The organism is Spongiivirga citrea (assembly GCF_010671565.1).
GTDB classification, from domain to species: Bacteria; Bacteroidota; Bacteroidia; order Flavobacteriales; family Flavobacteriaceae; genus Spongiivirga; species Spongiivirga citrea.
In genome coordinates, this window is the sequence record NZ_JAABOQ010000001.1 from 80,269 (window position 1) to 103,672 (window position 23,404).

General features: G+C 36.1%; 21 protein-coding genes. 13 read left to right on the top strand and 8 right to left on the bottom strand.

Annotated elements, in window-relative coordinates; translation table 11 throughout:
* Positions 1-121 precede the first annotated feature (121 nt).
* Positions 122-787: a uracil-DNA glycosylase gene (locus tag GWK10_RS00340; protein ID WP_164028913.1), complete on the bottom strand. Its 666-nt coding sequence runs from the start codon at positions 785-787 to the stop codon at positions 122-124.
* A gap of 78 nt (positions 788-865) precedes the next feature.
* On the opposite strand from GWK10_RS00340, the gene GWK10_RS00345 reads away from it, so the two are divergent.
* Complete coding sequence (locus tag GWK10_RS00345) at positions 866-3,040, top strand: endonuclease MutS2 (RefSeq protein WP_164028914.1); 2,175 nt, start codon at positions 866-868, stop codon at positions 3,038-3,040.
* A gap of 48 nt (positions 3,041-3,088) precedes the next feature.
* On the opposite strand, the gene GWK10_RS00350 is transcribed toward GWK10_RS00345, so the two are convergent.
* A complete protein-coding gene (locus GWK10_RS00350; RefSeq protein ID WP_164028915.1) occupies positions 3,089-4,684 on the bottom strand; it encodes a thiol-activated cytolysin family protein in 1,596 nt (531 codons plus the stop codon).
* Between the two features lie 103 nt (positions 4,685-4,787).
* Here GWK10_RS00350 and GWK10_RS00355 point away from each other — a divergent pair, with 103 nt between their 5' ends.
* The 5 genes from GWK10_RS00355 (at position 4,788) to GWK10_RS00375 (ending at position 11,694) form a co-directional block, all read left to right on the top strand.
* Positions 4,788-5,051: a hypothetical protein gene (locus GWK10_RS00355; protein WP_164028916.1), complete on the top strand. Its 264-nt coding sequence runs from the start codon at positions 4,788-4,790 to the stop codon at positions 5,049-5,051.
* Positions 5,052-5,067: 16 nt separating this feature from the next.
* Positions 5,068-6,942 (top strand): tetratricopeptide repeat protein, encoded by a 1,875-nt coding sequence (locus GWK10_RS00360; RefSeq protein ID WP_164028917.1) that lies wholly within the window; start codon positions 5,068-5,070, stop codon positions 6,940-6,942.
* A 207-nt stretch (positions 6,943-7,149) separates the two neighbouring features.
* The gene (locus tag GWK10_RS00365) at positions 7,150-8,901 is read left to right on the top strand and encodes a tetratricopeptide repeat protein (protein WP_164028918.1); all 1,752 of its coding nucleotides are present in this window, start codon (positions 7,150-7,152) and stop codon (positions 8,899-8,901) included.
* A 124-nt stretch (positions 8,902-9,025) separates the two neighbouring features.
* Positions 9,026-9,442, top strand: a complete 417-nt coding sequence (locus tag GWK10_RS00370; protein ID WP_164028919.1) for a thiol-disulfide oxidoreductase DCC family protein — start codon at positions 9,026-9,028, stop codon at positions 9,440-9,442.
* Between the two features lie 233 nt (positions 9,443-9,675).
* Positions 9,676-11,694: a mucoidy inhibitor MuiA family protein gene (locus GWK10_RS00375; protein ID WP_164028920.1), complete on the top strand. Its 2,019-nt coding sequence runs from the start codon at positions 9,676-9,678 to the stop codon at positions 11,692-11,694.
* Positions 11,695-11,823: 129 nt separating this feature from the next.
* Here GWK10_RS00375 and dnaK read toward each other — a convergent pair whose 3' ends face one another.
* Together dnaK and GWK10_RS00385 are read right to left on the bottom strand one after the other, a co-directional pair.
* Positions 11,824-13,725, bottom strand: coding sequence for a molecular chaperone DnaK (gene dnaK / locus GWK10_RS00380; RefSeq protein ID WP_164028921.1), 1,902 nt, complete (start codon positions 13,723-13,725; stop codon positions 11,824-11,826).
* A gap of 182 nt (positions 13,726-13,907) precedes the next feature.
* Complete coding sequence (locus GWK10_RS00385; protein ID WP_164028922.1) at positions 13,908-14,474, bottom strand: hypothetical protein; 567 nt, start codon at positions 14,472-14,474, stop codon at positions 13,908-13,910.
* Positions 14,475-14,643: 169 nt separating this feature from the next.
* Here GWK10_RS00385 and GWK10_RS00390 point away from each other — a divergent pair, with 169 nt between their 5' ends.
* Complete coding sequence (locus GWK10_RS00390; RefSeq protein ID WP_164028923.1) at positions 14,644-16,068, top strand: L-serine ammonia-lyase; 1,425 nt, start codon at positions 14,644-14,646, stop codon at positions 16,066-16,068.
* 52 nt (positions 16,069-16,120) lie between these two features.
* Here the strand turns inward: GWK10_RS00390 and GWK10_RS00395 are convergent, their stop codons facing one another.
* From GWK10_RS00395 to GWK10_RS00405, 3 genes are read right to left on the bottom strand one after another with little or no spacing between them, the layout of a single operon-like run.
* Entirely contained in the window at positions 16,121-17,206 is a 1,086-nt protein-coding gene (locus GWK10_RS00395; protein WP_164028924.1) for a 3-oxoacyl-ACP synthase III family protein, read from the bottom strand.
* Between the two features lie 39 nt (positions 17,207-17,245).
* Positions 17,246-17,692 carry a hypothetical protein gene (locus GWK10_RS00400; RefSeq protein ID WP_164028925.1) on the bottom strand — a complete coding sequence of 149 codons (447 nt, stop codon included), beginning with the start codon at positions 17,690-17,692 and terminating at the stop codon, positions 17,246-17,248.
* The gene (locus GWK10_RS00405; protein WP_164028926.1) at positions 17,693-18,154 is read right to left on the bottom strand and encodes a nuclear transport factor 2 family protein; all 462 of its coding nucleotides are present in this window, start codon (positions 18,152-18,154) and stop codon (positions 17,693-17,695) included.
* A gap of 187 nt (positions 18,155-18,341) precedes the next feature.
* On the opposite strand from GWK10_RS00405, the gene panB reads away from it, so the two are divergent.
* Together panB and GWK10_RS00415 are read left to right on the top strand one after the other, a co-directional pair.
* Entirely contained in the window at positions 18,342-19,160 is an 819-nt protein-coding gene (gene panB / locus GWK10_RS00410) for a 3-methyl-2-oxobutanoate hydroxymethyltransferase (protein WP_164028927.1), read from the top strand.
* A complete protein-coding gene (locus tag GWK10_RS00415; protein ID WP_164028928.1) occupies positions 19,157-19,858 on the top strand; it encodes an RluA family pseudouridine synthase in 702 nt (233 codons plus the stop codon). Before panB ends, GWK10_RS00415 begins: the two co-directional genes overlap by 4 nt.
* A gap of 37 nt (positions 19,859-19,895) precedes the next feature.
* Here GWK10_RS00415 and GWK10_RS00420 read toward each other — a convergent pair whose 3' ends face one another.
* Positions 19,896-20,381, bottom strand: a complete 486-nt coding sequence (locus GWK10_RS00420) for a GNAT family N-acetyltransferase (protein ID WP_164028929.1) — start codon at positions 20,379-20,381, stop codon at positions 19,896-19,898.
* Between the two features lie 44 nt (positions 20,382-20,425).
* Between GWK10_RS00420 and GWK10_RS00425 the strand changes: the two genes are divergently transcribed.
* Genes GWK10_RS00425 through GWK10_RS00440 form a run of 4 tightly spaced genes read left to right on the top strand, consistent with a single transcriptional unit; the run spans position 20,426 to position 23,400 of the window.
* Positions 20,426-20,890, top strand: coding sequence for a hypothetical protein (locus GWK10_RS00425; RefSeq protein WP_164028930.1), 465 nt, complete (start codon positions 20,426-20,428; stop codon positions 20,888-20,890).
* A 13-nt stretch (positions 20,891-20,903) separates the two neighbouring features.
* Positions 20,904-21,929, top strand: a complete 1,026-nt coding sequence (gene ribD / locus GWK10_RS00430) for a bifunctional diaminohydroxyphosphoribosylaminopyrimidine deaminase/5-amino-6-(5-phosphoribosylamino)uracil reductase RibD (RefSeq protein WP_394351616.1) — start codon at positions 20,904-20,906, stop codon at positions 21,927-21,929.
* A complete protein-coding gene (locus GWK10_RS00435; RefSeq protein ID WP_164028932.1) occupies positions 21,926-22,540 on the top strand; it encodes an HAD family hydrolase in 615 nt (204 codons plus the stop codon). Before ribD ends, GWK10_RS00435 begins: the two co-directional genes overlap by 4 nt.
* Positions 22,537-23,400, top strand: a complete 864-nt coding sequence (locus GWK10_RS00440; protein WP_164028933.1) for an EamA family transporter — start codon at positions 22,537-22,539, stop codon at positions 23,398-23,400. Before GWK10_RS00435 ends, GWK10_RS00440 begins: the two co-directional genes overlap by 4 nt.
* Positions 23,401-23,404: the final 4 nt, after the last annotated feature.

Here is a 23,404-nt window from a genome sequence, read left to right on the forward strand (position 1 = left end):
CCTGTTATGCTTACACTTTTTACAGTTTTGGGCATTCTAACTTTTATCAATGTTGTACTACTTATTTTTAGCAGTAACACAGTAGATAAGAAACCAAAGAAAAACCCCAAGGTAATCAAAACTACCACTCAATCGGAGACTGCCCCATCGCTTTCAAAAGCGAGTTAGTTTGGCTAAAATGTTTATTTCCGAACCAGTATCCTCTATTTGCACTTAATGGAGATGGATGTCCTGTGGTTAAAACTCTGTGTTTTGTAGTATCAACCTGTTTCCCTTTTTTCTTAGCAAATCCGCCCCATAATAAGAAAACTACTTTTTCCTGCTTTTCGGAAATGGTCTTAATAACAGCATCGGTAAATTGTTCCCATCCTCTTTTTTGATGTGAGCCTGCGATATGTGCTCTAACAGTTAAGGTTGCATTAAGCAATAATACACCCTGATCTGCCCAGCGCTCTAAATTACCAGACTTAGGATACGGAGTTCCAAGATCAGCCTCGATCTCTTTAAAAATATTGATTAATGATGGTGGATGCGGAATGCCATCAGCAACTGAAAAACAAAGCCCGTTGGCTTGTCCTGGACCATGGTATGGATCTTGACCAATTATAACAACCTTTACATCATTAAAAGCACAACGATCGAAAGCGGAGAAAATCTGTTTTCCCGGAGGATAACATTTTTGGGTTTTATATTCCGATTTTACAAAATTGATAAGATCAAAAAAATAAGGTTTTTCAAACTCATCATTTAAATGTTCTTTCCAGCTTGTTTCAATATTTACATTCATGCAGTATTATTACTTTATCAAAGTTCTAAACTTTGGGTTAGTTAATACTTATTTTTGCTTTGAAATTATCAACAGTACATGATTAACATTTCTGAAAAGACACTTCAAGATTTAGAATTCAATACCATTCTTGAGCAAATTGCTGCCAATTGTAATACCGATCCTGGCGAGAAAATGGCTTTAGAGATAAAGCCATTTCAAGAAAAGGAAAGGCTCGAACGTATATTGGTTCAAACCTCTGAATACCTGTCTTCTTTCGAAAATGACAATCGCATACCCAATCATGAATTTAGCGCAATCAACTCGGAGCTAAAGCTACTTCGTATTGAAAACACATTTTTAGAAGTGCAGGCTCTAAAAAAAATTAGTGATATCACGGATACCACAAATAAACTGGCAGTTTTCTTTAGAAAATTCAAGGAGTATTATCCCATATTAAATCAAACGGCCTCTACCATTGAGATCAATACATTTATTATTGAACAAATAGATCTTGTAGTTGACAGATTTGGAGAAATTAAGGACAATGCGTCGGAGACCTTGCTTGCCGTTAGAAAACGTATTAATGTGGTGCGAGGAAAAATTAATCAAAGTTTTGCCTCTGCCCTGACCCGTTATCATAATGCCGAATATTTGGATGATATACGAGAGTCTGTTGTTGAAAATAAAAGGGTACTTGCCGTAAAATCGATGCACAGACGTAAAGTGAAAGGTGCAATCATGGGCAGTTCTAAAACAGGAAGTATTGTTTTCATAGAACCAGAGGTCACACTTCAATTTTCGAGAGAACTGGGAAATCTTCTTTTTGAAGAAGCAGAAGAGATCGAAAAAATATTGCGCAAGCTAACTGAATTTATAAGACCTGCATTACCACAGCTGGAAGCCTACCAACACTTTTTAAGCTTTATTGATGTCACCGCTGCCAAGGCAAAACACGCTAGAAGTTTGAATGCTATTTTACCTGAAATAGTCGATGATACATCTCTTTATTTTAGAGACGCTTATCACCCACTACTCTATTTGTCTAATAAAGCAAAAAATGAAAAGACGTATCCTCAGACTATCGAATTGTCTAAGGAAAACAGAATTATTGTCATTTCTGGTCCAAATGCCGGCGGAAAAAGTATCACTTTAAAAACAATTGGGTTATTACAACTTATGTTACAAAGCGGTATTCTAATTCCTGTACATGAACGCAGTAAGACTTGTTTGTTTGACCGCATACTGACCGATATTGGCGATAATCAGTCAATCGAAAACCACTTAAGCACATATAGCTATCGTCTTAAGAACATGAACTATTTCTTGAAAAAGGTAAACAAGAACACCTTGTTTTTAATTGATGAATTTGGGACTGGATCTGATCCCGAACTAGGTGGTGCATTGGCCGAAGCATTTTTAGAAGAATTTTATAATCGAGAAGCCTTTGGTATTATCACCACCCACTATGCCAATTTGAAATTGTTAGCTAATGAGCAACCGTTTATGAGCAATGCCAATATGCAATTTGATAATCGAACCTTAGAGCCGGTTTTTAAATTAGTGGTTGGTGAAGCCGGAAGTTCATTTACATTCGAAGTCGCTCAAAAAAATGGGATTCCATATAGCCTAATAAATCGGGCTAAGAAGAAAATTGAGCGCGGTAAAGTTCGTTTCGATGCGACTATTGCCAAGCTTCAAAAGCAACGTCGGGCTGTTGAAAAAACATCACAACAACTAAAAGATGAAGAAAGTAAAGCGCGTGAAGAACATGATCGTTTAGAAATACTGAATGATAAAATGAAGACCAAATTGCGCAATTATCAGGAATTATATGATAGTAACCAGCGTATGATTTATCTAGGTAATAAGCTTAACGATATTGCAGAAAAGTATTTTATAGACAAAAGGAAAAAACCACTTATTGCTGAATTACTTCGACTAGTTGAAACTGAGAATAGCAAGCGAAAAAAGACATCTGCAAAGCAGGCAAAAGCTGAGAAGCAAAAAAAAGCTGCAGTAGTCAAAGAAGTTTCTAAAGAAATTGCGGTTGTTAGAAAAGAAAAGCAGAAAGAAAAACAACAAGCCAAGAAACAGGCCGCCAAACCAAAGTCAAAACCAACTTTAAAAGTTGGTGATCGCGTTCGTATGTTTGATGGCAAGGCTATAGGAAGTATTGATAAACTTGAAAAAAACAAAGCCGTAGTGAACTACGGCCTGTTTACAACCAATGTTTCTGTGGATTTATTAGAGTTGGTTGAAGCTAAGAAATAATAAAAAGAAGTAGTTATATATTCTACTTATCAGTCCTCCACATCGAAATCAATATCTTCTTGATACATAAAACGTAACATCAAAATCACTACCTGAATCTTCAGTTAGCTCCAATATTTCTGGTTGGGGTACAAGGTCACCAGCGTCATCAAATTCTGATTTTATATCTTTTAAAAAGATTTTTCTACTGCTTTTACCTAAGTATTCATTAGAGCTAAAAACATCATCTTCTGTAAATTCAGCCTCAATAATCACATAGTCATTTTCCAGACTAGGCTTATATAGTTCAACCTCACTTGTTTCATCGCCAGGAATAGGCCAAAATACACCTTCACGAACACTTATATAATTGTTTCGAGTTCGCGTATACGATTCACTTGCTTTTAACACGCCTCCTTGAAATAATTTAATATTTAGGTAACCATGAAGCGATAAATCGCCGTTTTCGCCCGCATGATCTATCATTTCTATACCGCCTAGTTCAATACGATATTTTTGGTATGCTTCATAACAAGTTCTTATTGGATATTCAGTAGTTAATACTTGTCTTGCGATTGGAAAATCTTTTCTGATGTATCTCAACTTGTAAGACAATGGCGCACCTGGGGATTCTTTAGAATAATTACCTCCTTCTGAAATAAACTTAAATACATCAGCGGGTCCGTTGATAGTTTGAGCAGCTCCACTACCTGATCCACCGATAATAAGTGCTTGAATTTTAGAAGAATTAATCGTTTCGGCATACGAGGCATCGATACTGCCATCAGTAGATCCTACTGAAGCGTCGAAAGCTGCATTAACTTCAGTCAAACTCGAATTAGTTTCGATGGTGTAAATAACCATTCGACCGTAGGCCACTGATGCAACGTACACTGGGCTCGTTGAACCTAAAGCATCAACATTGGGTAAATTGGTAAATAAATCACTCGGATTGCGTCCAGGAGGATCCATATCAATAGTATAATATTGCTGTAAAAACTTCAATACGAAGGTATTTTTGTATTGTGATGAACTGAAATCAACATTCGCCGACACTTTTTTACCGGCTCCACGATAATTAACTCCAATAGCTACATCAATATGTTTTTCATTATACACCTGTGTAATTTCATAATTAATTTTGGCCGCTGTTGCCCCTGTAACTTCTTGATCAAGTATTTGCTTAATACCTTCACGAACCGTTGAAAGTGTCGGATTTTCTATTGTAACTACAGGACTACCAGAAATGTTTGTTAACGAAGCTGATAAAGTAATTGGCGTTCGATCTAAATTAATCCCTACATACTCGCCAGTAGGAATCGTTTCTCCTTTTAGCATAGCACCAGGATAAATAACATCTGTAGAGGGATCTAGTGTAAGCATTTCATCAAAACCTGGCGATAATTTGTAGAGCTGTGTAGCACACTCTAATGTTTGATTTTCTTGATCGCGTTCAAGTTCTGGGTCCCCTACCTCTTGTTGTGGTTCTTCTGTAGGCTGAGTAAATTCACCTAATTGCGCCATAGCAGCGTTGAATTCAGTTGCATCTTCTTGTGAAATTGGTGGATTTTCAGGTCCATCTTCATCTTTAGAACAGGAAAAAGTAATAATGAAGCTACTAATAAAAAGGATTTGGAGGAATCGATTTAAAAATACAGTTTTCATAATCCAAATTGTTTTGTGGTTTAACATGATTAACAATTCGTTTTTGGGACCTACCCGACTTTAGTCTGCAGTACACGATCGGGTAAGGTTCCACAAAACGGTGATGCCATTATCTAATGACATGGCAAACCTAGGTGCTAAATCACTGGAAATAAAAAAAGTGGCATGGACAAAGTATGGACAGACAGGAATTTTTCCTACAGATTTTGGTCAGACACCAAAAAAGCAAATGACATTCAAAATTCTGAAAATCAATATTTTAAATCTCTTATTGTTGATTAATTTTATAGACAATCAATGGACAAGTAGTTTTTTAACCCTAGACGGGGGTGATTATAGTAGGCTAATAATAAGTATCTTAGTTTAAACTAAACAACCTAAATATGAAGTGCTTTCGATTATTATTTGTGCTTATACTTTTCCTATTGACTCACGTTTCCTTTAGCCAAAACGACAAGAAAATTGATAGTCTTACCATCGAGTTGAAAAATGCTACTCAGGATTCCATAAGATTAAAGATTTTTGAAAAGTTATTTTCTGAAGAAATTTACAGTAATCCAACAAATGCAAAAAAACATGCAACTCAGGCGATGAATATTGCAAAAAAAATTGGTAAAGAAAACTCATATAATCAAGCCATATATGCAATTGGAAATTACTATTTTATTGTTCAAGAACAAGATTCATCCAAATATTACTACCAAAAGGCACTAAGACTTGCAGAAAAAAATAATGATCTTGCAATGATTGCAAAATCTATTTCCTCTTTAGCTTTAATGGAAAGGGATCAAAATAAAGCTATTAAAATGCGAGATTCAGCTGGACAAATTTATTTAGAATTAAAAAACTATCTCAACTATGCCATTAATATTGGTGCCAAGGCTCAATTAATAAACAACATGGGGGATCATACGGAAGCATACCGGCAGTCATTAGAGGCATTAAGAATACTAGATACAATTGACAGTGAACCCTACAGAAAAGCGGACATTAACGTTCAGTTAGCTAAAATTGAAGAAAAGAGAAATAATAGAAAGGAAGCTATTAAATATTATGAAGATGCCTTAGAGATATATTTAAAAACAGATGATTTTGTATATCAAAGTAATGCCTATGTTGAAATTGGGTTTACATATTTTAACGAAAAGCAATATGACGAAGCGATAATAAATCTTGAAAAGGGATTACAACTAGCGAAAAAATTCAAATTAAAAAACAACTATTCGAGAGCTTTGGCTTATCTTGGTGTTAGTCACCTTCATAAGAATAGTTACGAAAAAGCAAGAGAATACCTTAAGGCGGGAATCGAATTCGATAATCGATTAAAAAGAAATGGTCCTTCAACATTTAAGTTAATTCATCTCGCCAGGTTGGAGTCTTCAGTTAACAATTATTCAAAATCTTTAAAATATTTTAATGAAGCTTTACAAATGGCTTTAGTATCAAGTAACAAACGGCTAGAAAGAGATATTTATCGTTCGAGATCGTTCACATATGAAGAAATGGGTAATTATAAAATGGCTTTAAAGGAAAGTAAATTATACATTAAATTACGAGATAGTATTCAAAAGGCATATAAAAATCAAGAGATTGAAGATCTAAAAATTAAATACCAAACCGAAAAAAAAGAGGCTGCCCTTGCGTTACAGAAGGAAGAAATAAAAACCCTTAACGAAAAAGCTAAGGTAGATAGGCTAAATAAAACACTTTACGCCGGTGGAGCAGTTGGTGGTGTTTTACTATCAGGATTACTATTCTTTGGTTTCCGTCAACGAATGAAGAAAAACAAGATTGAACGCGAAAAACAAGAGGAGATCTACAAACAGGAAATTGAATTCAAAAAGAAAGAATTAGCAAGTCAGACCCTACATCTGGTCCAGAAGAACTCCTTCTTGACGGAGCTAAAGGAAAATCTTGAGAACTTAAAAAACTCCCCTGATAAATTTAAAATGGAGTTCAAACGTCTCGTAATGCTTCTTAAAAAAGAAAGTTCAGGTGATAAAGACTGGGAAGTATTTAAAAGTTACTTTGCCGAGGTACATGACAATTTTGATAACAAGCTAAAATCGGTTTATGCTGATATTTCAGAAAAGGAAATCCGCTTGGCATCATTCCTAAAAATGAATCTCTCCACTAAAGAAATAGCCGATATGCTAAATGTGCTACCCGATAGTGTGCTAAAATCAAAATATCGACTTAAAAAGAAGTTGAATCTTGATAAGGAAACGGATTTGTATCAGTACTTAAGCTCTTTATAAGTAAGTTTATTGTTTATATAGAGCACGCGCATCATTGGATCTTACGATGGATGGAGATTTATTTAGAAGTGCAGAGTTCAATTTTGAAGAATAAGCAGTAAAACTGACAGCTCACGGTAGCAGCACTATTGCGACCCAAGCTATTATAACCATAATGGTTTATTAACAAATATGTTATTTTGAAAACATCTAATTAACCTCGCATTTATGAGAATTCTTATTTTATTTATTTCTGTATTTTCATTTTATTCAATCTCTGGGCAGCAACAATCCAAAATAGATAGTCTTGAATCCGCACTTAGACAACAGCCAGATTCGCTTAAGTTAGAGACTTATAGTGAATTGGTAAAGCATCTTTTAAAAACTGACCTAAAAAAGGCGAAAATTGTTTTAGATAAAAAAATCAATTTGGCAAATAAGATTAATGATATTAGTCTAATTGCTAAAGCAAAGCTTGAGATAGCTGATTATTATACGCTTACAGCAGAATTTGAAAATGCTGAGCATGAGTATCTAGAGATTAAAGAGCTATTCCTAAAAAATGGAGATACTCTTCTTGCTGGCAATGTATTAAAGAACATGGTAAAAACTCTTATGTATCAAGGCAAATATGAAATGGGCTTGGAAGCAGCACTTGAGTCATTACGAATTAATGAAAAATTTGAGGCGCCTCGTACAAAGCTCATAGGAAATTATATGACAGTTGGTAATATAGAATCTGTACTTGAAAAATATGAAAAGTCATTGGAGTATTACAGAAAAGCTGAACAAATTGCTATGGAAGAAAAGGATACTTCTCAACTAGTAAAAGTAAGGCACAATCTCGGGGAAAATATGAATTGGTTAAAAAGGTATCCTGAGGGTATTCCTTACTTCAAAAGTAATATTGCTTATTACAAAAAAATGAACAACAAGATCAAATTAGCTTTTACATACAATAGCTTGGGAACCCTTTATTATGAAATGGATAGTATTGGAAAATCAAAATTTTATATAGAAAGATCACTTAAGCTCACCAAAAAAATGGGAGACTTACAGGGAATGGCCTACAATTCAAGAAACTTAGGAAGAATTTATATGAGGCAAAACAATCCTAATAAAGCGTTAGAATTATACAAAATTGGCATGAAACATTCGATACAATCAAAATCAACTGCTATTCTAGTTGCTGATTACAGAAACGTTTCTAATGCATACGCTGCCTCTGGTGATTATCTCAATGCATATGAATATCGGTTAAAGCATCAACAATTAAGTGACTCCTTACTTAATGTAAAGAATACGGAAAAATTAAATGAACTCGAAATTAAGTACCAAACCGAAAAAAAAGAGGCTGCCCTTGCGTTACAGGAGGAAGAAATAAAAACCCTTAACGAAAAAGCAAAAGTTGACAAGCTCAATAAAACGCTATATGCAGGTGGCACGATAGGCGGAATCGTATTATCTGGATTATTATTCTTCGGTTTTCGCCAACGAATGAAGAAAAACAAAATTGAACGCGAAAAACAAGAAGAAATCTACAAACAGGAAATTGAATTTAAAAAGAAAGAGCTGGCAAGTCAGACACTGCATTTGGTTCAGAAGAACTCCTTCTTGACGGAGCTAAAGGAAAATCTAGAAAACCTCAAAAGGTCTCCCGATAAATTTAAAATGGAGTTCAAGCGTCTCGTAATGCTGCTTAAAAAAGAAAGTTCAGGCGACAAAGACTGGGAAGTATTTAAAAGTTACTTCGCTGAGGTACACGACAATTTTGACAATAAACTAAAGTCAGTTTATGCCGATATTTCAGAAAAGGAAATCCGCTTGGCATCGTTCTTAAAAATGAATCTCTCCACTAAAGAAATAGCTGATATGTTGAATGTATTACCGGATAGTGTGCTAAAATCAAAATATCGTCTTAAAAAGAAGTTGAATCTTGATAAGGAAACAGATTTATATGGGTATTTGAGTGGGCTATAGTTAGTTTAGAGTTATGAGTTATGAGTTGAAATTTCAAAATTGAGATTCATTTGATACCAACCCATTCGCTAAAAAAACCTTAAACTGTAAACCGTAAACTTTAAACTGATGTATCTTTGTGGTAATGAATATATTTCCAAAAGGTAAAAAGGTGATTTTATTTGACGGTGTTTGCAATTTGTGCAATAATGCCGTACAAACCGTAATTGAACACGATAAAAATGACGTGTTCCGCTATGCCTCTTTACAATCCGATTTTGGAATGCAGCTTGCCAAAGAAATTGGTGTTGACACCTCTAAAATTGATTCTATCATACTAGTTGATGAGACTTATGATTATTGGACCAAGTCTTGTGCTGCAATTCGCATTGCGAAGGACATGAAAGGTGCTTATACCCTTCTTTCCGTTTTCTTGATTCTCCCTAAATTTCTTCGTGATCCCTTTTATGACTTTATTGCTCGAAACCGATATAAATGGTGGGGAAAGCAAGAAAGTTGCTGGTTACCTACTCCTGAGTTGCAGGCGAAGTTCCTAGGCTAACCTGCAAGGTGTCGTCTGCCGCAAGGAACGAGCAAAGACCCCCTTGTAGGTTTGAACTGATCAAAGTTATCTAGATGTTATAAGAAACCTACAAGGTCTTGAAGACCTCGCAGGTTAAGTAAGCTTGCTAATCTAAATAAGCTGTTCCCTTTCCATTTAGACCACTTCCCTAATTCATCATTTTTAAAGTTATAAGCTGATTATACCTTCACCTAAACTTTAAAACTACCATCATGAGATCACTGCTTTTACTCCTAGTATTTTGCACAACTGTCAGTTTTGCAAATGACAAAAAGGTCCCTTCTACCATTAAAGAAGTAACAGTTTATTTAAACGGCGCTCAAATTACCCGAAATGCTTCTATTTATTTGGATGCTGGAACTTCAGAACTTGTTCTAGAAGGTCTTTCAACAAAAATTGATGAGAGTAGTATTCAACTATCCGGACTGGGAAACGTTTCCATTCTATCCATTGCTTATGACATCAACTACTTAGAAAAACCAGAAAGTACTCCTGAGATTAAAGCGCTGGAAGATAGGATTGAACTGAATTCATTGGCGATCTCAAAACTTAAAAACGTAATCAATGGTCTTAATGAAGAAGAAAATGTGATTCAACTAAACCGACTTGTCACTGGAAATGAAGAGACGCTTGATTTAGAAAAGCTTAAAAAGGTGAGCACCTATTATCGCGAGCGGATGACAGCGATAAAAAATGAGATTTTTGATACGAATCAAAAAATAAACGATCTAAAATCGGATAGTTCAGCGATCAGAAAACAGCTAGCCGAAATCAATAACAAACCGCAACAGGAACAAGGTGAAATCAGCATAAAGTTTGATTCGCCTATCGATACCAAGCTAAATTTGACTGTAAAGTATAAAGTAGATGATGCTGGTTGGATTCCTAATTACGATATCAAATCAGAAAAACTAGATGCGCCTTTAAAACTGTCTTATAAAGCGCATGTATATCAAAAAACTGGTGAGGATTGGGAAAATGCGAAGCTGATACTTTCAACAGGAAATCCGAATATTAATGTAGCGAAACCGAATTTAGATACAAAATACCTCAACTTTGTGGGGCATAATTATAAGGCTCGAAGTACTACTAAAAAACAAAAGTACTACTATAATCCATCTGTGAAAAGAATATCGGGAACGGTGACTGATCAAACTGGGCAACCATTACCTGGATGTAGTGTTGTAGTAAAAGGAACATCCAACGGAACGCAAACTGACTTTGACGGTAACTACACCATTGATGTCACATCAGGCCAAGTTTTGGTATTCTCTTATGTTGGATTTAAAAATATAGAACAACCTATTTATTCATCAATAATGAATATTGGTTTAGAGGAAGATGTGCAAATGCTACAAGAAGTTGTTGTTACAGGTTATGCATCTGGGGCATCAGGTAACTCATCTAACATAAGAATCAGAGGCGCTTCGTCCTATAAGCCACAACTACCCTTATATATAATTGATGGAGTTCCTGTTTCTAATTATTCAGAAGGGGATCTTCCGGAAAGTGAGATAAAATCGATGGAAGTTTTGAAAGGTACCGCGGCCACATCTTTATATGGAATTCGGGCATCAGCCGGCGTAATAATTATAACCACCAAACCTAGCCTAATCGACGAAGGCAAAATCAACACCAAATTCATTATCAAAAAAAGATATTCCATAAAATCTGACGCTGATATTACGGTTATTAGAATAGACGATCATGAATTAAATGCAGATTACGAATACTTTACTGCTCCTGTTTTAAATGAGAACGTGTTTTTAACAGCACAGATTAAAGAATGGGAAAAGTTACAGCTATTACCAGGCGAAGCCAATATTTACTTTGAAGGCAGCTATGCTGGAAAGACTACAATAGATCCATATGCAATTTCAAGAAAATTAGTTGTCTCTTTAGGTATTGACCCTAATGTAATCGTATCTAGAAAACTAAGACGCAATTTCAAAAGCAAATCGTTTACCGGTAGCAACCGCATTTTAGATCGAATCTATGACTTAGAGATTAAGAATAATAAGTCTACCGCTATAACAGTCAAGCTAATGGACCGTATTCCGAAATCTTCAAACAAAGAAATTAAAGTTGATGATATCGAGACCTACACTGCAGAATACGATAAGAAAAAAGGGTTGCTAACCTGGAACTTAGACCTAAAAAGTGGAGATCAGAAAAAGGAGACTTTTTCGTATCAGTTAAAGTATCCTAGGTATAAGCGGGTTAATTTGTAGCTACAAATAACGGTTAAAACCGGTCGACTATGCTCGAGGAGACATAACCACAATATCATAATATTAAAAAAGCGCGTCCCAATGGTCGCGCTTTCTAATATCTATATACTTAATATTAAGTACTCAGTACTATTTCACTTCTTCGAAGTCAACATCCTGCACATCATCAGCTGCATCAGCTGGCTCACCTTGACCTGCATCAGGACCTGGTGCACCGCCTTGAGCTTCAGCTTGTGCTTTGTACATTTCTTCGCTGGCTACTTTCCAAGCTTCATTGATCTTATCTAATGCCGGAGCAATTACATCAAGATTCTTAGTTTCGTAAGCAGCTTTCAATTCAGTTAAAGCATCTTCGATTGGCTTTTTCTTATCATCAGATAATTTATCGCCAAACTCTTTTAATTGCTTTTCTGTTTGAAAGATCATTCCATCAGCCTCATTCAACTTATCTGCTTGCTCTTTCGCTTTCTTATCAGCTTCTGCATTGGCTTCAGCTTCCTGCTTCATTTTTTGAATCTCTTCATCAGTCAAACCAGAAGATGCTTCGATACGAATGTTTTGTGATTTACCGGTCGCTTTATCAGCAGCTGAAACGTTGATAATACCATTTGCATCAATATCAAAAGTCACTTCAATTTGAGGTGTTCCCCTTGGTGCAGGTGGAATATCAGCCAAATGAAAACGACCGATTGTCTTATTATCTCCCGCCATTGGGCGTTCTCCTTGCAGTACGTGAATCTCAACCGAAGGTTGATTATCAGCTGCTGTAGAGAAGACTTGTGATTTCTTTGTCGGAATGGTAGTATTCGCATCAATAAGCTTTGTCATTACATTACCCATTGTTTCGATACCTAATGAAAGTGGTGTTACATCTAGTAACAATACATCTTTCACATCTCCAGTCAATACACCACCTTGAATAGCTGCACCAACTGCAACAACTTCATCAGGATTTACTCCTTTTGACGGTTTCTTACCGAAGAATTTTTCAACAGCTTCTTGTACGGCAGGAATACGAGTCGATCCACCAACAAGAATTACCTCATCGATATCTCCAGTACTCAAGCCGGCAGCTTTCATTGCCGCCTCACATGGCTGAATTGTTCTTTTTACTAAATCATCTATTAACTGCTCAAACTTAGCTTTACTTAATGAACGTACCAAGTGTTTTGGTCCTGTTGCAGTAGCCGTTACATATGGCAAGTTAATTTCTGTCTGTGGTGAAGATGATAGTTCAATCTTCGCCTTTTCTGCAGCTTCTTTTAAACGTTGTAACGCCATTGGGTCTTCACGAAGATCCATAGACTCTTCAGCCTTGAACTCTTCAGCTAACCAGTTGATAATTTTTTGATCAACATCATCACCACCTAAGTGTGTATCTCCATCAGTTGCAAGTACTTCAAAAACGCCATCACCTAATTCAAGGATAGAAACGTCATGTGTACCACCACCAAAATCAAATACTACGATCTTTTGATCTTGACCTTTTTTATCTAAACCGTAAGCCAATGCTGCAGCTGTAGGTTCGTTTATAATACGACGTACTTTTAATCCTGCAATCTCACCTGCTTCTTTAGTCGCCTGGCGTTGTGCATCATTAAAATAAGCTGGTACAGTAATTACCGCTTCCGTTACATCTTGACCAAGGTAATCCTCGGCTGTTTTTTTCATTTTTTGAAGTGTCATTGCTGACAATTCTTGCGGAGTGTATAAACGACCATCAATATCTACACGTGGTGTATCGTTATCGCCTTTTACCACTTTATAAGCTGCGCGTTCTGCTTCTTTTTTAGACTCAGAATACTTATTACCCATAAAACGTTTGATCGAAGAAATGGTCTTCGTTGGATTCGTAACTGCCTGACGTTTTGCAGGGTCACCAACCTTAATCTCGCCACCTTCTACAAAAGCGATCACCGATGGAGTTGTTCTTTTTCCCTCAGCATTAGGAATTACAACAGGCTCGTTACCCTCCATTACAGAGACACAAGAGTTGGTTGTTCCTAAATCGATTCCAATTATTTTACTCATTGTATGATTTTTATTTTCTTAATTGACATGTTTTCTTTACCAATGTCAATCTTTATGCCAATAAAAAAAACTGCCATGATGACAGTTTTAGTTTGTAGCAGAAGACAGTTGCTCTTTTATATTTATGACAATACCATTAGAAATAGTTCATTTCATATTACTTATCAAAGTACTAATGCAGATTAGGCATTCTTAAATGAATAGCTCCCAAACAATAATCCCACTAATGAAAATGAAACTAAGTAATCGAACACATTTGTGATAGTAAAATCCATCGGGAACATCCACCAGTTCAACATTGCAAAATCACTTGCAAAGCCAACTATTAAGCCGATAACAATTACAGTCGTTAAGATTGACTTAATAGATTTATCTGCTAGTTTGGAAACTATGTAAAACAAACCTATCACGGTTAAAAGATTAATTACGAAGCCCAAGACAAATTGCATGGGGTCCATTAATTTAGTTGCTCCACTTTTATAGACCATTAAGGCTATTCTCGGACCTTTGTTTAATTTTTCTTCCATAGCCGCCATAGTTTCCGGTGAATCATCAGCTGGCATACCCGGATAATGATACACCCCGTCTTCTGGCATATCATTTTGCATCTTTTGTAAGTCAACTGTTCCTTCAGGAATTTGGGTCAAAGTGTTCCCATGAAATGGCAGTGCCATCCATGATACCATGCTCCAGATAAACAAAATAAGGGCGCCAAGAATTACGGAAATAATTTTCTTTGAAGTACTCATAATATTGGTTTTTGGTTGGTTTTTCTAATTTATGAAAATTATTAATACCCGGAACTTCAGGCCATATTGATACAACTGGAATTTATTATTCAATAAATCAGTATTCAAAAATCATTAGAAATAGTATTCAAAAATTATATTTGTACCACAATTTTAATCCGTTTGTTAGATGGAATGCATTAGCATTTTTGATATGTTAAAAATCGGTGTTGGACCATCAAGCTCGCATACACTGGGGCCATGGAGGGCTGGTCGAAGATGGTTAGCAGAATTGAAAAAGAACAATGAATTTAATTCAATTGTTTCTGTTTCCATTGATCTATACGGATCATTATCATTGACAGGAAAAGGTCACGCAACTGACATTGCCGTGTTATTGGGGTTATGCGGATATGACCCTCAACTTATCGACGTATCTAAAATTTCAGAGATTGTCGAAACCATCAAATCATCTAACCAGATCGAATTAGACCAGATTAAAACGGTCTCTTTTGATCCTACCTCTCAAATAATTTTCAATAGAGATTTCAAGGAGTTTCACCCAAATGGTTTAACGTTTCGAGCCGTTACGGATACTGGTAAAAAAATCGCTTCTACCTTCTACTCTATTGGCGGTGGTTTTGTCGTGAAGGAAGAAAGGCGACGCAAAGAAAAAAAGTTGGCGAATTTTAAAGAATTTCCAAAACCGATACAAAAGGCTATCGACCTTCTTAACTACTGTAAGAAGGAACAAAAGAAAATATCGGAGATTGTTTTAGAAAACGAGAAGTCGCTAAGAAGCGATGCTGAAATTGATGAGCGCATTTCAAAGATATGGAACGTTATGCTCGAAAGCATGTACACAGGTTGCCATACTGAAGGTACGCTCCCTGGTGGGCTAAATGTAAGGCGTCGTGCATTCGATACACATAAAAAACTTATTGGCGATTCCGTTTATAGCAATCCGACAGAATGGATTACTTCTATACGAGATACCGAAGTAAAATTCCGCCAAATACTAAAATGGGTGTCCTGTTTTGCATTAGCAGTAAATGAGGTAAATGCATCCTTAGGTAGAGTTGTAACCGCTCCAACAAACGGCAGTGCTGGAGTAATTCCCGCGGTTATGATGTATTATATGGTCATTGAAAATCACGATGCTAATTTTGACGACATCAAACAATTTATGCTGGTTGCTGGTGAGATTGGAAGTTTATTTAAAAAAGGGGCTACCATATCAGCTGCGATGGGCGGTTGTCAAGCCGAGATTGGTGTATCATCAGCTATGGCTGCTGGAGCATTAACAGAACTCATGGGTGGTACTCCTGAGCAGGTAATGATCTCAAGTGAAATTGCCATGGAACATCATCTAGGTTTAACCTGTGACCCGATTGGTGGCCTAGTACAAATACCATGTATTGAACGAAACGCTATGGGAGCAATTAAAGCCATAAATGCCTGCGAAATGGCATTAGACACCGATGCCGCTAATGCAAAAGTTCCTTTAGATAGAGTAATCGAAACCATGTGGGAAACCGCAAAGGATATGAATACCAAGTATAAGGAGACGAGTGAAGGCGGACTTGCTGTAAAGGTTAGCTTAAGCGATTGCTAGAGTTCAGCAAACAGTATTCAGCGACTACCTTCTGTAAATCAAACATTAAAAGCTACATCTGATATACAATCGCATTAATATTCATACCAGCACCAACCGAAGCTAGAACAACTTTATCTCCCTTTTCAATAGAATGTCCATCAACCTGACCTCTTAAAATAAGGTCCAATAAAGTTGGTACAGTTGCCGTAGATGAATTTCCAAATTTTTCGATGGTCATCGGCATAATCTCTGTTGCGACAACCGGTATATCGTATAGTTTATACAATCTTTTTAAAATGGCTTCGTCCATTTTACCATTGGCCTGATGGATAAGTATTTTTTTGATCTCAGACAGATGAGTTCCGCTTTTCTCCAAGCAAGCTTGTATTGCCGTAGGAACATTTTCCAAAGCATATTGATATAGCTTTCTACCAAACATTTTTAAATAAATGTTATCGGGCTCACTGGTATCTTTATTATATGACGGTCCCATGAAAAGCATATTAGCATGTTCAATGGTGTCCGATCTAGTTCCATGCGCTAAAATTCCTTTAGGTTCAGAACCATTGTAAGATTCTAAAATAGTAGCCCCTGCACCATCTGCATAAATCATACTATCTCTATCGTGTGGATCGCAGACTCTAGAAAGCACGTCAGCACCAATAACCAAAACTCTTTTTGCATCACCAGAACGTATATAATAATCAGCTTGAATCATACCTTGTACCCATCCTGGGCAGCCAAATGGTAAATCGTAGGCTACAGTTGCTGGGTTTTCAATTCCGAGTTTTTGTTTAACACGTGCAGCCAGGGTGGGAATCTGCTCCATTCGGTTATTCCCTATTTTAGACTCTGCGAAATTGTGTCCTACTATAATGTAATCGAGTGTTTCTTTGTCAATGTCTGCATCTTCAATCGCCTTTTCTGATGCCAAATATGCAATATCGGAAGTCGATTGATCATCATTTACATAACGGCGTTCTTGTATCGTTGTAATAGCCTCAAACTTCTCAATAATCTCTTGATTAGGCTTATTCAATTTTTCTCCTGAGCTATCATAAAATTCATGCTCTAAAAAATCTTCATTCATTACGCGCTTACTAGGAATATAACTTCCTGTTCCTTTAATTACGCTGTAAAATCGTTCTGTCGTCATATAAATATTCTAAAAATTGAATAGGTTTACTTTCGGGGTTTACTGTATTATATCTTTAATTATCTTAAGGTGATGTCGAGTATGTATTTTAATAAATTTCTTCGCTTTTTTAAGATTCAACTGGCCAAAGTAAGGGTGACTGAAATGGGATTTTGGATCTAACTTCTTAAGGTTTGAAAATTCTTGCTTGGCAATCTCAATATACTTCTTGAGTTCCTCCACATCAATAGTATCCCCTGGTTGAGACTTTTTTGGGGCTTTGCCTCTACCTCTCGGAATACTACCTGCTGTTAATACTATTGTCCCAACAAGATTAAATCGAGGTTTATAGTCATCAGGGTTAGACGTTTTTAAAGCCTTACTTATTGAGTTTATAACTTTTACGCTATGAGCCAAATGCCATATAACAGGACTCTTAGACACCTTTTTATTTAATGTATCACCCTGTTCTATATATGTACTAATTAATGAAAACTCCTTTTTCAACTATTCCGATTTAGTTTCACAACCAGTTCTTCGCCGTGTATCAAGTATATAGGTGATTTTCCATTGCCCATTGTCATTAAACAACTGAAAAGAATTCACGCCACAATGTGATAGTTGACTATTTACATAAAACTCATAGGGCGTCCAAACATGAGCCATATTACCATCGACCAAGACTTTGTAGGATAACAAACGTTCTTCGTATATGTCCTTTCTCGGCTTGATAAGCGATGCGATAAACTTATCTATTGGGGTACTCATTAACTTATCTTGTCCTTCTTTTGTCTTAACGGCAGATTGCAATTTGGTATCCTTCATTAATACGGATGTCAACTTTAGGGAATCGCCCTTATGAAAACCGTCAAAAAAGTCAATGATGGCATTTTTCACAACCTCTTCAGTCGATTGCGAATGAGCTAAAAAAGCACAAAACAATGCTATTAGAAATAAAAAACGTTTCATTTTGTTAGGGTTTAAACGAAATTAGTATGTATGCATAATAAATTAATTCAATATAATTATAAAATATGATGCCCAAACAGCTAATTTGATATTTTATTCCCTTGAAAATTGCGCATTCCATCAAAAAATTATTTTTAATTCCCATTTCATTTTTACCTAATTTTACGCACTTTTAATCCTATTCTATATGTCTGTAGCTAAAAAGCAATACAAAAGAGTTACCACCAATAGCCTTGTTGAAATGAAAGCCAATGGCGAGAAAATTTCGATGCTTACAGCATACGATTATACAATGGCAAAAATTATTGATGGTGCTGGTATAGACGTGATTCTTGTAGGAGATTCTGCAAGTAATGTAATGGCGGGGCACGAAACAACACTACCGATAACTCTAGATCAAATGATTTATCATGCATCTTCAGTGGTTCGAGCTATTGAACGCGCTTTGGTAGTTGTTGATATTCCTTTCGGAAGTTACCAGTCTGACCCAAAAGAGGCATTGCGATCTGCTATCCGAATTATGAAAGAATCGGGTGCTCATGCTGTGAAAATGGAGGGTGGTAAAGAGATTAAAGAATCGGTTAAACGCATTTTAGCTGCGGGTATCCCTGTTATGGGACATCTGGGATTGACTCCACAGAGCATTTATAAGTTTGGCACATACACCGTACGAGCTAAGGAGGAGGAGGAAGCAGCGCAACTAAAGGAAGACGCCAAATTGCTAGAAAAATTAGGTTGTTTTGGAGTAGTACTTGAAAAAGTGCCGGCACACTTAGCAAAAAGCGTAGCCGAAAGTATTCGAATTCCAGTTATAGGAATTGGTGCAGGTAATGGTGCCGATGGACAAGTACTCGTTACGCATGATATGTTAGGAATGACACATGAATTCAATCCTCGCTTTCTAAGACGTTATCTAGATATGTACTCGGCCATGACAGATGCCTTTAAGCAATACAAGACTGATGTTAAATCAGGTGACTTCCCTAATGAAGACGAACAGTATTGAAAACCTATTCTAATAAAGAGAATCTTCAAGTATTATATGAGGATAATCATATAATAGCTATCAACAAACGACCAGGCGATATTGTTCAAGGTGACAAAACAAAGGACATTCCACTAAGCGAAGTTGTCAAAGCATATATTAAGGACAAATACGAGAAACCTGGCAATGTATATCTAGGCGTTGTACATCGGTTGGACAGGCCCACTAGTGGTATTGTTATTTTTGCTAGAACTAGCAAGGCATTAACCCGTCTTAACAAGATGTTTGCGGAGAAAAAAACTCAAAAAACTTATTGGGCCGTAGTCAAAGAAAAGCCTCATAAAAATGAAATGGAATTGGTGCATTGGCTAAAAAGAAATGAAAAACAGAATAAAAGTTATGCCAATGACAATGAAGTTCCCGATAGTAAAAAGGCTATTCTGTCTTATAAAATCGTTAAAAAATTAGACTCCTATTGCTTGCTGGAAATTGACCTGAAAACGGGTCGACATCATCAAATACGATCACAGTTATCAAAAATAGGCAGCCCCATAAAGGGTGATCTTAAATATGGTTTTAACAGAAGTAATAAAGACGCGAGCATTCATCTTCATGCTAGAAAGCTCGTTTTAGAGCACCCGGTCAAAAAAGAGTCTCTCGAAATCGTTGCTCCTACTCCATCGTATGATCCCATTTGGAGGGCCTGCGAATCACAATAGTTTAGAGTTTGGAATTTGTAAAATTGATTTTCCTAGACTAAAACTCCTTCACCATCCACACTTGACAAGCAGTATGTCCGGTATCACCTTTAGGTTTATCTATATAATTAAATCCGTTTAGTTGATATAGATGTTGCGCCGCTTTCATGGAAGGCATTGTTTCCAAATAGCAGGTTTTATAGCCCGATTTTCGAGCACCATCAATACATTTTGCAAGTAACTTTTTACCTAAACCGAGTCCTCTTGTTTCTTTAATTAAATACATTTTTTGTATTTCACATACCGAAGGGTCTGCATTTGCCAGTTGAGAAAAACCTCCTCCCCCGAGAATCCGACCCGATTTTTCAATAACGTAATAAGTCGCATTTTTATCTTGATAGGTTTCAAACATAAGCTTTAAAGATTCATCTTCGTACGTTGATCCTGTTTTAGGCACTCCCATTTCCTCTAAAACCTGTTTTATGATGTGTTCTATCGCAGCATTATCGCTCTTTTTAATTTCTCTTATTATGATATTCTCCATCGGACTGATAAATGTTACTTTTGTAAAGATACATCTTCGGAAAAATGAAAACTAAATTAACAACACTCTTATTAGTATTAGTAATTTTTATAGGCTGCACTGTCAATGAAAAACCAGAATTTATTGCAGTGGATAACATTGAAGTAGTCAGCGTTTCATCGGACACTTTAACCATAAAGGCCGATGCTTATTTCAACAATCCTAATGATTTAGGAGGAACCTTAAAGACCGACGGTATTGATGTAATAATTGCCAATGTCAATGTTGCCACTGTGCAAACGGAAGCTTTTGATGTTCCCGGAAAACGCCAGTTTGCGATTCCGCTAGTTGCCAAAGTTGCAACTAATGATGTTTTTAAAAAGAATAAGGATAATCTTATAGGTGGTTTGCTAACTACGCTTTTAACCAAGAAAATTAAGGTACAGTACAAAGGAGCGATAGCCTACAAAGCTCTTGGCCTTTCATACGATTATCCTATTGATATTACTGAGGAGGTAAACATTGAATAGTCACGAACACTTTATGCGTCGGTGCTTAGAGCTGGCAAAAAAGGGAATTGGAAACACCTATCCAAATCCTTCAGTGGGATGTGTTGTTGTATATGATAATAAAATAATTGGCGAAGGCTTTACAAGCGAATATGGCGGACCTCATGCCGAAGTAAACGCAATAGAAAATGTACATGATAAATCACTTTTAAAAAAAGCCACACTTTATGTTACCCTAGAACCTTGTTCTCATTTTGGCAAAACCCCGCCATGTGCTGACCTCATTATTAGACATGAAATTTATCAGGTAGTTATTGGCACGATTGATTTAAATCAAAAAGTCTCAGGCAAAGGGGTTGAAAAACTTCGTGAGGCTGGATGTAATGTTCAGGTTGGTTGTCTTGAAGATGAATGTAAAGAACATCATAAACGTTTTTTAACCTATCACAATAAAAAACGACCGTACATTATTTTAAAATGGGCCGAAAGCGCGGATGGTTTTATTGCGCCTGAAGATTCAACTAGAGAAAAAAAAGAACCTGTTTGGATTACCAATACCAAAAGCAGGCAGTTGGTTCATAAATGGCGTAGTGAAGAACAAGCAATTTTAGTTGGAACCAAAACAGTACTAAAAGACAACCCTAGTTTAACAACCAGAGATTGGTCAGGAAAATCTCCTATCCGAATTGTCATCGATCGATCAAATAAAATTACTAAAGATGCTGCTGTTTTTAAAGGAGATACTAAAACCATTGTAGTTTGTGAAAATAATTCCACTGATAACCTCGAGTATTTAACTTTTGAGCCTATTGATTTTTCAAAAGAAATCTCTAAACAATTATGTGAGGTACTTGTAAAGCATCAAATTCTATCAGTTATAATTGAAGGAGGAAGCAAAACTATACAAACATTTATCGATGCTAACTTATGGGATGAGGCACGGGTTTTTAAAGGAAAAATCACTTTCAAAAACGGGATAAAGGCGCCATTGATAAGTACTTCATCTTCTGAGTCCTTGAACATTGATCAAGATCTATTAAGTATCTATACAAACACATGATTAAGAACTTACTATTCGATTTTGGCGACATCTTTATCAATCTAGATAAGTCCGCAACATTAAATACAATGAAGCAATTTGGACTTCATCAAGTAACCCCAGAAATGAATGAAATCAACAATCAGTATGAAAAAGGCGAAATCAGTAGTATTGAATTTATAGCTTTTTACAAATCGCTATTCCCACGTGCAAGTGAAAAAGACTTGGAAGGTGCATGGAACGACATTATCCTAGATTTTCCTGAATATCGTTTATCATTTATCGAAGAACTGACTTCAAAAGAAGAATTCAACTTATTCCTTTTAAGTAATACCAACGAACTTCATATTAAAAAGGTAAAAGAAAATATGAATAATGCCAGATATGATCGCTTTAAGAAGTGTTTTCAAAAATTCTATCTTTCTCATGAAATTGGGATGCGTAAACCGGATCATGAAATTTACAAATACGTTTTAAAAGAGAATAATTTAAAGGCAGAAGAAACATTGTTTATAGATGACACTCCGGAAAATATAATAGCAGCTTCCGCACTAAATATTCAGACATGGAATTTAGAACCAGGAGTCGATGATGTTGTTGATCTTTTTAAAAATCCCATTTTTAGCGCATGATTTATCTAATAGTTAGTGTATTAATATCCAGTTTACTTTTTGTAATCTTCAAGCTTTTTGAGGTTTACAAGGTGAATACGATGCAAGCCATTGTTGTTAACTATATCGCGGCCGCAACAACCGGTTTTTTAGTGTATGATGGGAATATTAGTATTGCCGAAATACCGCAAACTTCATGGTTTTGGGGGACGGTGTTTCTCGGGCTTTTATTTATCTCAGTTTTTAATTTAATGGCATTAACATCGCAACAAAACGGATTATCAGTCGCTTCAGTTGCCGGAAAAATGTCGGTTGTAATTCCCATTATTTTTGGGATTTGGGCGTATAAGGAGTCTGTACATTTTCTCAAAATAACAGGAATAGTGCTTGCGTTATTCGCAGTTTATCTTACCGCAATAAAGAAAAAAAGTATTCAGAAGAATAAAAATAGCCTATTGTTCCCTTTTCTATTATTTATTGGTTCCGGCGTCATAGACACTGCTATTAAATACTTTGAAACGAAATATCTACCGGAAGGTGGCATTCCTATTTTCTCCGCAACTATATTCGCATTTGCCGCAATAATTGGAATAAGTATTCTTACAATTAAAGGTATACGAGGCAAACTACAAATCAATCTTAAAAATGTTGTTGCTGGCATTTGTTTAGGTATACCTAATTATTACTCTATTTACTTTTTATTGAAGGCTTTGAATACTGAAGGACTAGAAAGTTCCACCTTATTTACTATTAATAATGTAGGCATCGTTATGCTCACTACTTTGTGTGGCTTGTTACTTTTTAAGGAAAAACTTATTCCAAAAAATTGGTATGGCATTGTACTAGCAATCGTTTCTATCATAATTATCAGTTTTGCTTAACAAG

Bases quoted from the DNA above. Each gene is read 5' to 3' on its own strand.
- GWK10_RS00340 (WP_164028913.1), bottom strand. From the start codon at position 787: ATGAATGTAAATATTGAAACAAGCTGGAAAGAACATTTAAATGATGAG.
- GWK10_RS00345 (WP_164028914.1), top strand. From the start codon at position 866: ATGATTAACATTTCTGAAAAGACACTTCAAGATTTAGAATTCAATACC.
- GWK10_RS00350 (WP_164028915.1), bottom strand. From the start codon at position 4,684: ATGAAAACTGTATTTTTAAATCGATTCCTCCAAATCCTTTTTATTAGT.
- GWK10_RS00355 (WP_164028916.1), top strand. From the start codon at position 4,788: ATGCCATTATCTAATGACATGGCAAACCTAGGTGCTAAATCACTGGAA.
- GWK10_RS00360 (WP_164028917.1), top strand. From the start codon at position 5,068: ATGAAGTGCTTTCGATTATTATTTGTGCTTATACTTTTCCTATTGACT.
- GWK10_RS00365 (WP_164028918.1), top strand. From the start codon at position 7,150: ATGAGAATTCTTATTTTATTTATTTCTGTATTTTCATTTTATTCAATC.
- GWK10_RS00370 (WP_164028919.1), top strand. From the start codon at position 9,026: ATGAATATATTTCCAAAAGGTAAAAAGGTGATTTTATTTGACGGTGTT.
- GWK10_RS00375 (WP_164028920.1), top strand. From the start codon at position 9,676: ATGAGATCACTGCTTTTACTCCTAGTATTTTGCACAACTGTCAGTTTT.
- dnaK (WP_164028921.1), bottom strand. From the start codon at position 13,725: ATGAGTAAAATAATTGGAATCGATTTAGGAACAACCAACTCTTGTGTC.
- GWK10_RS00385 (WP_164028922.1), bottom strand. From the start codon at position 14,474: ATGAGTACTTCAAAGAAAATTATTTCCGTAATTCTTGGCGCCCTTATT.
- GWK10_RS00390 (WP_164028923.1), top strand. From the start codon at position 14,644: ATGGAATGCATTAGCATTTTTGATATGTTAAAAATCGGTGTTGGACCA.
- GWK10_RS00395 (WP_164028924.1), bottom strand. From the start codon at position 17,206: ATGACGACAGAACGATTTTACAGCGTAATTAAAGGAACAGGAAGTTAT.
- GWK10_RS00405 (WP_164028926.1), bottom strand. From the start codon at position 18,154: ATGAAACGTTTTTTATTTCTAATAGCATTGTTTTGTGCTTTTTTAGCT.
- panB (WP_164028927.1), top strand. From the start codon at position 18,342: ATGTCTGTAGCTAAAAAGCAATACAAAAGAGTTACCACCAATAGCCTT.
- GWK10_RS00420 (WP_164028929.1), bottom strand. From the start codon at position 20,381: ATGGAGAATATCATAATAAGAGAAATTAAAAAGAGCGATAATGCTGCG.
- GWK10_RS00425 (WP_164028930.1), top strand. From the start codon at position 20,426: ATGAAAACTAAATTAACAACACTCTTATTAGTATTAGTAATTTTTATA.
- ribD (WP_394351616.1), top strand. From the start codon at position 20,904: ATGCGTCGGTGCTTAGAGCTGGCAAAAAAGGGAATTGGAAACACCTAT.
- GWK10_RS00435 (WP_164028932.1), top strand. From the start codon at position 21,926: ATGATTAAGAACTTACTATTCGATTTTGGCGACATCTTTATCAATCTA.
- GWK10_RS00440 (WP_164028933.1), top strand. From the start codon at position 22,537: ATGATTTATCTAATAGTTAGTGTATTAATATCCAGTTTACTTTTTGTA.